The sequence below is a fragment of the Streptomyces sp. NBC_01166 genome, assembly GCF_045039765.1.
Lineage (GTDB): Bacteria > Actinomycetota > Actinomycetes > Streptomycetales > Streptomycetaceae > Streptomyces.
Genome location: NZ_CP108613.1, coordinates 6,411,663 through 6,418,441 on the forward strand (window position 1 = coordinate 6,411,663; position 6,779 = coordinate 6,418,441).

General features: G+C 69.7%; 4 protein-coding genes. All 4 read left to right on the forward strand.

The genetic code is table 11. The annotated features are described in order from the left end of the window. Positions 1 to 8: 8 nt before the first annotated feature. The gene (locus tag OG379_RS29505) at positions 9 to 1,121 is read left to right on the forward strand and encodes an AAA family ATPase (RefSeq protein WP_393764560.1); all 1,113 of its coding nucleotides are present in this window, start codon (positions 9 to 11) and stop codon (positions 1,119 to 1,121) included. Next, complete coding sequence (locus OG379_RS29510; RefSeq protein WP_405666000.1) at positions 1,118 to 3,916, forward strand: hypothetical protein; 2,799 nt, start codon at positions 1,118 to 1,120, stop codon at positions 3,914 to 3,916. Before OG379_RS29505 ends, OG379_RS29510 begins: the two co-directional genes overlap by 4 nt. Before the next feature lie 282 nt (positions 3,917 to 4,198). Further along, positions 4,199 to 5,704: a glycine betaine/L-proline transporter ProP gene (proP, locus tag OG379_RS29515; RefSeq protein ID WP_405666001.1), complete on the forward strand. Its 1,506-nt coding sequence runs from the start codon at positions 4,199 to 4,201 to the stop codon at positions 5,702 to 5,704. A gap of 560 nt (positions 5,705 to 6,264) precedes the next feature. Further along, entirely contained in the window at positions 6,265 to 6,483 is a 219-nt protein-coding gene (locus OG379_RS29520) for an MbtH family protein (protein WP_405666002.1), read from the forward strand. Positions 6,484 to 6,779 lie beyond the last annotated feature (296 nt).

The window sequence follows — 6,779 nt, forward strand, 5'->3', positions numbered from 1 at the left end:
GCACACCCATGTCCGACCTGTTGCGCGCCCCCGCCGAGATCAAGTACGCCGAGGAGCTGGACTGGCTGGAGTCGGTCGACGACGGCCCGAAGCCCTTCTCCTGGCGCCTGTCCCCGAAGATGGTCCGCCTCTTCATCCTGGGCTCCGAGCGCTCCGACGGCCTCGACCGGGAGATCTCCCAGAAGTGGTACGGCGACCGCAGCTTCGTCGAGCGTTCCATCGTCACGCTGGCCTCCGACCGCGGTCTGCTGCTCATCGGCGACCCGGGCACGGGCAAGAGCTGGCTGGCCGAGTTGCTCTCCGCAGCCATCTCCCGCAACTCCACCCTCGTGGTGCAGGGCACCGCGGGCACCACCGAGGACCACATCAAGTACTCCTGGAACGTGTCCATGGTGATCTCCAAGGGCCAGTCGCGGGAGTCGATGATCCCCTCACCGATCATGACCGCGATGGAGACCGGGGCGATCGGCCGTTTCGAGGAGCTCACGCGCTCCACCAGCGACGTACAGGACGCGCTGATCTCGATCCTCTCCGAGAAGTACATCTCGGTCCCGGAGATGGACAGCGACAACATCGTCTTCGCCAAGCCGGGCTTCTCCGTCATCGCGACCGCCAACAGCCGTGACCGGGGCGTCAACGACCTGTCCTCGGCGCTCAAGCGCCGCTTCAACTTCGTCCGCATCCCGGTGGTGACGAACAAGAAGAGCGAGGCGGAGATCGTGCGCTTCCGCACCGAGGAGCTGCTGCGCCGCCATCAGATCGAACTGGACGTCCCGCCGACCCTGCTCGACGTGCTGCTGCAGAGCTTCGCCGATCTGCGGGCCTCCGCCGCCGCGGCCGGCAGCGACGACGAGAAGCTGGAGTCCGCGCTGTCGAGCGCCGAGCAGATCGGCGTGCTCGAGGACGCGATCCTGCACAGCAACTTCTTCGGCGAGAGCGCGCTGACCGCCCGGACACTCGCCTCCTCACTCGTCGGGTCGCTGGCGCGGCGCGAGCCCGAGGACCTGGCCATCCTCAACAAGTACCTGCACGGTGTCGTCGAGCCGCGCAGCAAGGAGCAGGGCGGCTCCTGGCCGGAGTTCCTGGAGGGCGGCCGCGACGCGATCGCCACCCTGTCATGAGCGCCCTGACGGAAGGGACCCCCTTCGAGGCGCTACGGGGGCAACTCCAGGACGCGGCGACGGAGTTCGCCGACGGGCCCGACGCGCTGCAGGGCATCCTCCTGGGCATCGTCGACGACGTCGACCGAGCCGTGCGTGAGCCGCTGGAGATCTTCCCCGTCTGTCATCACTCGCCCGCGTCTGCGGTGGCGATGGCACGGCGGCTGCGGGAGAAGCAGCCGAAGGTGGTGTATCTGGAGCTGTGCGAGGACATGGCCCCGCTCCTGCCGGAGCTGCGGAACTGCCGGCTCCCCGTGGCCGTCCAGGCGTTCGCGAGCGAGGTCAAGGGCTTCCCCGCGGAATGGGCACCGCTGTCGGTCGTCGCCCCGGTCACCGAGGCGTCGGCCGAATACCAGGCCATCGCCTACGCACTGGACACCCCGGGCGTCGAGCTGGTCCTCGTCGACCGCTCCTCGGACCATGTGTTCCAGTGGCAGGACGGTGCGACGGAGCCCTCGGACCCCGACGCGCCGCCCGCCGAGGAGGAGGCGGCGCTGCACGGCGATGCCGTCGGGGTCGAGATCGGTGACCTCCGGCCCCGCTTCGCCGAGCTGGAGGAGCACCTCCTGCACCACGGCCGGGTGCGGCACTGGTCGGAGTGGTGGCACCAGTACGTCGAACTGCCGCTCGGCGACAGCGACCACGACACCTACCGCCAGGTGATGCTCCTGATCGGCAGCCTGTTCCGCCGGCTGGCCCCCGGGGACACGGACCGGGTCAGGGTGGACGAGGACCGTGAGCGCTACATGTGGACCCGCATGCGCGAACACCTCGCCGCGACCGGTACGGACCCCGAGGACTGCCTCTACGTCTGCGGCGCGTTCCACGCGTCCAGCCGGGTGGAGGAGTTCGGCGTCAACGGCAGTGACACCTTCGAGATCACCCCGCCGAGCGAGAGCACCTGGCAGCACGGCCTGATCCCGTCCAGCCACGCGGCGATCGAGGCGCAGTTCGGCCTGGCGGCCGGGTCCGTGTCGATCGCCGCCACCCAGTGGGCGAAGAACCTCAGGCGCACCCGGGTGGAGCCGTACCGGCTCGCGGGTCAGGCGGGCGCCAGGAAGGCGGCGAAACCGAGGACGGCCGTCGCACCGGCCGCCCCCGTGGCACCGGAAGAGCCCTCCGACAAGCTCTCCGGCTTTCTGCAGAGCCCGCCCGCCCTCGACCGGCTCGACGAGGCCGAACTACTCGGCTGGTCGGTGGAGATCGTGCGCTCCGCCCGCCGTAACGGCTACCTCGCCTCGACCGCGGACGCCATCGCCGTGTTCGAGACGTCGATCCTGCTGGCCGGCATGCGGGACCGGGCCAGGCCCACGCCGTACGACTTCCAGGACGCGGCGGTCACCTGCATCGAGAAGGAGACCGTGCCGGGCAGGCGCGATGTCCGCCGCCTCGTGGAGATCCTGATGGGCGGCGACCGGATCGGCCAGGTCGGCTACGACGCGCTGCCGCCCCTCGCCCGCGACGTCCACGACCGCCTCGCCCCGCTGGATCTCAAGCTCCAGCAGCGCGGGGTGCAGCGGGCCCTGCTGGACATGACGTCCCGGCCGGAGCTGCGGCAGTGCTCCGATGTGCTGTGGATGCTGCGCCACCTCATGCCCCACGGCGCCGCACGGCCGATCATGGGTGAGCGGGAGCTCGGCAAGCAGTCGGTCCAGGAGTCCTGGGACCTGGCGCTGGGCACCCATCAGCGGGCGCTCATCGAGCTCGGTTACGAGGGCGTCAGCATCGAGCAGGTCCTGGAGCAGCGCCTGCGCCGCGCCGCGTACGCCCCGAACGCCACCACGGCGCAGGTCCTCGCGGCCGTCGAGGACGCCGTGCTGCATCTGCGCAGCGGCCGCCTCGCCGACGAGCTGGGCACCCGCGCCCTTGAGGTGCTGGCCACCGAGCGCAGCGTCGACGGAGCACCCGAGGTGCTGCGCAGGGTGCGCCGGCTCCTGGCGTACTACCGGATCAGCCGGCCGGTGCTGCCGTCGTGGATCGAGTCCTTCGCCAAGACGGGTTACGCGCACTACTGCACGCTCCTGCCGACGGCGTTCACCGACGAGGACGCGACCGTCCGCCAGGTCGCCGCGATGCTGGGGTTCCTCTTCAGCATGGAGAGCCTGGCCCTGTCGCTCGGCTGCGACCGGACCCAGCTGGACCTGGCCTTCGCGCAGTCGCACCCGCAGGAGCCCTCGAGGGTGGCGCTGCTGTGGGCCGCCCAGGTGCAGCTCGGGCAGCTCTCCCGCGCCGAGCTGAGGGAGCGGTGCGACGAACTCCTGGCCAACCCGCTGGTGGTGCCGACCTACCCGCGCTACCTCAGCGGGTTCCTCCACGCCCTGGAGCCGGTGCCGCAGCTGGCCGACTTCGTCGTGGAAGCGGTCTCGAACGCCTTCGCACGGCTGCCGGACCCGGTGCTGCTGCCCTGGCTGCCGTCCCTGATCACCACGCTGCGGGCCGAGGGCGCCGACCTTGCGCCGCTGCTGATCCGCGAGGCCGGACGCGTCTTCCCCGGCCGTCTCGCCGCGCTGGACGCCTGGGTCCCGCCGTGGCGCGGCACCCCGGAGACGGTGTCCGCGCCCGCGGCGGCCGGCGGCGACAGGGCCCGCCGTGCCGCGCTGCTCACCGCCCACCCGGAGACCTGCGACAGCGTGGCGGAACTGCTCGGCTGCGAGGGCACCTGGGAGGCGGAGGCGGCGGCCCCCTCGGGGGCGGTACTGGTCGGCCGCCACCCGGAGACGGCGGCGGCACTGGAGGCGCTGCTGGCGGGAGTCTGACGGGGCGGGGGAGTGGCCGGATCCCGCGTGTGCCGTACTGGCGCCACACGCGGGATCCCGCCACCGGCCTCGGCCGTACGGGGCCCTCGGCTCACTCCTACGGCACTGTCACGCGGCGTCCTGCCGTGCGGGCGGGGAAGGTAGGCCTGTCGGAAAGAAGCCCGACGTCGCGCGGTACGGCGGAGGGGCCGGGCTACAGCGGAGGGCAGCATTCTCATGCACCGACCGAGACGACAGCCACGTGTCCTCCGGCAACAGGGCGAGCGGTCGGCGACGGACCGGATGGTGCGGACGCTTCTGCGGCGGCGCAAGAAGTCCCTGGCCGCCGGGGACGTGATGGTCACCGATCCGCCGAAGGTGCGCCGCGCCGTCACGGCGGCGGCGCTCGGCAACACCATGGAGTGGTTCGACTTCGGTGTCTACGCCTACCTCGCGGGGACCCTGGGCAAGGTCTTCTTCCCGTCCAGCTCGCCGGGCGCGCAGGTCGTGTCGACCTTCGCGACCTTCGCCGCCGCCTTCCTCGTGCGTCCGCTCGGCGGGTTGGTGTTCGGGCCGCTCGGCGACCGCGTGGGCCGGCAGAAGGTGCTTGCCATCACCATGATCATGATGGCGGCGAGCACCTTCGCCGTCGGCTTCCTCCCCACCTACGCGGCGGTCGGCTTCGCCGCTCCGCTCCTGCTCCTGGTGTGCCGTCTGGTGCAGGGCTTCTCGACAGGTGGCGAGTACGCGGGCGCGACGACGTACATCGCGGAGTACGCGCCCGACAAGCGCAGAGGGATCCTCGGCAGCTGGCTGGACTTCGGGACGTTCGTCGGATATTCGCTCGGGTCAGGTCTGGTGACCGTGCTGACCGCGGTGCTCGGTACGGACGGGCTGACGGACTGGGGGTGGCGGATCCCGTTCTTCGTCGCGGGCCCGCTCGGTCTGATCGGTCTGTACATGAGGCTGAAGCTGGAGGAGACCCCAGCCTTCCAGCGGGAGGAGGAGGCGCAGGCCGAGGCCCTGTCCGAGGGTGATCCCGTGGAAGAGGCGCGGCAGTCCGGCAAGGGCCGGCTCAAGGAGATCTTCACGGAGCACTGGGAGGCGGTGCTCATCTGCATGGGCCTGGTGCTGCTCTACAACGTCACGAACTACATGGTGACCTCCTACCTGCCGACGTACATGTCCGAGACGCTCGGCGAGCCGGAGACGACCTCCCAGTTGCTGGTCCTCGGCACGATGCTCCTCGTGGTGCTCAGCATCACGGCGGTCGGCAGATCCTCGGACCGCTGGGGCCGACGTCCGGTGTTCATGGCCGGGAGCGTGGCGCTCATCGTGTTCGCGATCCCGGCCTTCCTGCTCATCCGCCAGGGCGGCATCCTGCTTCCGGCGATCGGCTGCGGGGTGCTCGGGCTGCTGCTGGTGTGCTTCGCGGGGACATCCGCATCCACGCTTCCGGCGCTGTTCCCGACGCGGCTCCGCTACGGCGCCCTGTCGATCGCCTTCAACATCTCCGTGTCGCTGTTCGGCGGGACCACGCCGCTGTTCGCCTCCGCCCTTGTGGAGATGACCGGAAACGACATGATCCCGGCCTACTACCTCATGGTCGCGGGTGCCGTCGGGCTGGTCGCGACCCTCTTCCTCCACGAGACGGCGGGCAAGCCGTTGCGCGGTTCCGGCCCCATGGTGGAGACGCCGGAACAGGCGCGCACCCTCGTCGCACGCAGCAGGACGCGGGCGGGCAGGCAGGCGCGCGACGTGTGGATCCGGATGCGGCATCCAGGGGGCGGAGGCAAGGAGAAGGAGTGAGGGCTGCTCGGCCCGCGCTGGGTGGCTGCAGCACGAGGTTCTGTCTTCCGGAGCTCCCACGGGTCGGTCGTCTCACGGGTCGGACAGGGGAGCGCACCCGGCGCATGGGAGCTTGCCGTGATCTGGGTGTGTAACAGAAGTACGCGGGCGCACGCCGGAGGCTATCCGAAAATGTGTGGTGTATATCAAGCTGTACCCGCATCGAGCGGACATCCCGTGGCTGAATACTTTCGCACAGGGGCAGTTGGCATATACCCCAGGCGGGTGCGCGTCCCGGCGTGCGGTCAGGTACTTTTAAGTAATCGGGCGAATACGCGTCGTTCGTTGCCTCCGGTCCTCTAATGTGATCGGCATGAGCGGGTGACGTCGGGTTAACCCTGGTTCGGCACATGTGAGTTGACGGAATGCGGAGATGTAACGTATCTCCGTTTTGTGCGACCGGTGCCGCGTCATGGGGGTCGGGGGCTCGATGGTGTATCGCGGAATCGACCGACGCGGTACGCCCGTACACAGCTGATGAACGTGTCGTGAAAAGAGTGAGAACAGGTGGGGGGACGGCCGTGACCAATCCTTTCGATGACGAGTCCGGACGGTTCGTGGCGCTGGTGAACGACGAGGGTCAGTACTCGTTGTGGCCCGCACATATCGACGTTCCGGGCGGCTGGCGCGCCGCCGGGCCGGAAGGGTCGCGTCAGGAGTGTCTCGACGTGATCGAAGGCGCCTGGACCGACATGCGGCCCGCCGGCCTGGTGCGGGCGATGGGGGCCGACGCCGGATAGGGAGGCGGCCAGGCCGTCGAGGGCGTGTCTGCCGCCCGGGTCGAGTGGCCTGTCCAGACTCCGGCCTGATCGATTTCGTTCTCATTGCAGCGAAGTCGATCAGGTGTGATCAGGAGTCGATGCGTCTCGCTCAAGCATGCTCATTTCGCCTTCATGTGGCGTTCATGCATTATCGATGGGCCGCCTTGCGGGACGCCCTCGATGTGCCGACGAAAACCTGTCTTCTGCTGGGCGGCAATGCCCCGCGGGGGATCTCGGCCGCACCTGATGCCGTGGGTGCGGCGATTGCCCTCTCC

Bases quoted from the DNA above. Each gene is read 5' to 3' on its own strand.
- OG379_RS29505 (WP_393764560.1), top strand. From the start codon at position 9: ATGTCCGACCTGTTGCGCGCCCCCGCCGAGATCAAGTACGCCGAGGAG.
- OG379_RS29510 (WP_405666000.1), top strand. From the start codon at position 1,118: ATGAGCGCCCTGACGGAAGGGACCCCCTTCGAGGCGCTACGGGGGCAA.
- proP (WP_405666001.1), top strand. From the start codon at position 4,199: ATGGTGCGGACGCTTCTGCGGCGGCGCAAGAAGTCCCTGGCCGCCGGG.